The 1,705-nt window shown below is 41.7% G+C and carries 2 protein-coding genes and 1 pseudogene; all 3 read left to right on the forward strand.

Annotated features, from left to right (window positions below):
- Positions 1 to 315: hypothetical protein (locus FTT88_RS17195; RefSeq protein ID WP_218944809.1), on the forward strand; the 315-nt coding region annotated here is incomplete at its 5' end.
- A gap of 86 nt (positions 316 to 401) precedes the next feature.
- Positions 402 to 1,277 (forward strand): SDR family oxidoreductase, encoded by an 876-nt coding sequence (locus FTT88_RS17015; RefSeq protein ID WP_078081115.1) that lies wholly within the window; start codon positions 402 to 404, stop codon positions 1,275 to 1,277.
- A gap of 74 nt (positions 1,278 to 1,351) precedes the next feature.
- Positions 1,352 to 1,705: pseudogene (locus tag FTT88_RS17020) on the forward strand (MFS transporter); the annotation flags it as partial.

The raw sequence follows: 1,705 nt of genomic DNA on the forward strand, positions 1-1,705 counted from the left end.
GTAAATTTTCAGCGTTGCTGGCTCCCCGTCAGCCGGATTGGGTTGCATCGCAGGGGTGTCGAAAGAGTCAACTGCGGTCCAAAGCTGTTGGACTTGGGTGAAAAGGGCGTTTATTCTTCCTATACGTATAGGAAACCTTTATTATACGGTTATAGTAAAAAGGGGGAGAGGAATCTTCCTCTTTTTTATTTTAAAGGGAGATCTCCCATGACACTTCGTAGAAAAGGGTACATCAATGAATTTGATGGCTTATTTGTGATACCAACAATCGGATTAATCCTGTTGAAATTTTATATTTCTATATTTAGAGCATAGGCAGATTGCCTGTGCTCTTTATTTTGTTTGTTTTAAATTGGTATTGAATGATACCAATATTACATGATTAATGGAGGAGATTATTTATGACATTTAATAACAATGAAAATACACGTGTGTGGTTTATTACAGGTGCAAGCAGTGGACTAGGATACGAATTCACAAAAAAAGCATTGGAGTCAGGAGAGAAGGTTGTTGGTGTTGCTAGAAATATTGAAAAACTGAATGAGTTAAAATGCCAGTTTGAAGGAATGTTACTTCCTTTAAGTCTTGATGTTACTGATAGAAGTGCTGTTTCGACTACAGTGGAAACTGCCATTAAACATTTTGGAAGACTCGATATTGTCATTAACAATGCAGGGAATATGGTAATGGGAATGATTGAAGAATTTAGTGAAGATGAAGTTAGAAGCCAAATGGAAACTAATTTCTTCGGTACAGTATGGGTAAGTCAAGCTGTTATGCCGTACTTGCGGGCACAAGAATCAGGTCATATTATCCAGATATCTAGTATTGGTGGACTGATTAGTGGTCCAATGTCGGGAATCTATAGCGCTAGTAAATTTGCTTTAGAAGGATTTAGCGAGGCTTTAGCACAAGAAGCTGCACATTTTGGTATAAAAGTATCTATCGTAGAACCTGGAGGTTACTGGACGAATCTATACTTAAAAATGAGTTTTACTACACAGAAAAAAGAGTATGATTCATTACGTGAAAAGTTGGCCCAACAATATTCAAACGAATCGGTGGATAGTGATCCTAAGTTAGCCGCCGAAGCTATAATGAAACTGGTTAATAGTGAGAATCCGCCTCTCCGATTAGTTCTGGGAAGCCTTGTATATGATTTAGCTGTTGAAAATGCAGAAAAACGTATATTTACATGGAAAGAGTGGGAATCAGTCAGTCGTTCTTCGGAACATGGGATTCCTGCACCAGAAGGATACGGAATAATTGAGGAATAGAAACCCTAAGAAATAAACTCTCTAAACTACAAAAACTAATTAATGATTTAATATGTTTATTAACTTAATCGCCGGGCGCAACGGCTTTCGTCATTGCGTCTCTGGGAGCAGCTTGGTCTTCAACTGCACCGGCCTTTGTCGCTTTCCGTCTACTTCAAGCAGTGGGCGCGTCGGCCATGCTGGTGGCGACGTTCGCGACGGTTCGCGACGTTTATGCCAACCGTCCTGAGGGTGTCGTCATCTACGGCCTTTTCAGTTCGATGCTGGCGTTCGTGCCTGCGCTCGGCCCTATCGCCGGAGCATTGATCGGCGAGTTCTTGGGATGGCAGGCGATATTCATTACTTTGGCTATACTGGCGATGCTCGCACTCCTAAATGCGGGTTTCAGGTGGCACGAAACCCGCCCTCTGGATCAAGTCAAGACGCGC

The organism is Acinetobacter sp. YH01024 (assembly GCF_013420195.1).
Classification (GTDB): Bacteria; Pseudomonadota; Gammaproteobacteria; order Pseudomonadales; family Moraxellaceae; genus Acinetobacter; species Acinetobacter amyesii.